This window comes from Teichococcus wenyumeiae (assembly GCF_003696345.1).
Classification (GTDB): Bacteria; Pseudomonadota; Alphaproteobacteria; order Acetobacterales; family Acetobacteraceae; genus Pseudoroseomonas; species Pseudoroseomonas wenyumeiae.
On the sequence record NZ_RFLX01000169.1, the window covers coordinates 1 to 950 of the forward strand.

The 950-nt window shown below is 60.8% G+C and carries 1 protein-coding gene; it reads left to right on the forward strand.

Annotated elements, in window-relative coordinates; genetic code table 11:
* The first annotated feature begins 233 nt into the window (after positions 1 to 233).
* Entirely contained in the window at positions 234 to 887 is a 654-nt protein-coding gene (locus tag EBE87_RS28425) for a PEP-CTERM sorting domain-containing protein (protein WP_120641310.1), read from the forward strand.
* The last annotated feature ends 63 nt before the right edge of the window (positions 888 to 950 follow it).

The window sequence follows — 950 nt, forward strand, 5'->3', positions numbered from 1 at the left end:
ACCACTCCAGAGTGGCTTCTCGGGGACGGCGAGCATTGCGCCACACCCGCAATGGTTGTGAAGCGGAACTTTACGGTTGTGTTCTGAACTGGGGCGGTGCGGAAACTAAAATACTGTAATCTCATAAGAAACTCCGATGGCACAAGCTTTGCTGTTTCTGAGGTGAACCGCCACGGTTCAGTCTCGTTTGGTTTCTGCCCGCGAGATCAACATTGCGCCAGAAAGACTCGTCCATGCGTTCTAAGCTTCTTGCCACGGTTGCCGCCGCCGCTATGTCGATCGCGACCATGGCGACCGCCATGGCTGCCCCGGTAGTCTTCGATGTGACCGGTGGCTCCTTCACCACCGGCTCCGGCTACGGCAAAGGCAATGGCCAGCTCGACGTGGCCTTCACCAGCCTCGTGACGCCGCAGTCCTTCACGCTCGACCAGGGCCAGACGCAGTCCTTCCTCTTTGGCCGGGTGACCCTGGGCGAGACCTGCATCAACAGCGGCAACGGCCTGGTTGACCTTGCACTCTGTGGCTTCAGTGGTCTCGGCGGCAACGAGACCGACAACCTCGGCGTGACCGCCAATCTGTCCTTCGCCAATCCGCTCGCCGCGACCATCCAGAGTGTCGCGATCACCGGCGCCTTCGTCGGTCCTGTGAACGACATCTTCGATGACTACTTCATCAACTTCAGGCCGGTGACCGTCAACTTCGGCAATGGCGGCGAGTTCGTTCTTGATCTCGGCGACCTGTTCTTCGACCGCGTTGGCTCCATCACCAATGGCGCGAACATCACGCTGACCGCCACTCCGGTTCCGGAGCCCGCCTCCCTGGCGCTGTTTGCTTCGGGCCTGCTGGGTCTGGGTTTGATGCGCCGCAGCCGTAGCCGCTCCATCTGATAGATTTGGCCGGGCGCGACATGCAGTCGCGCCCTGTAGCCGATAGCTGACAACACCGGCGAG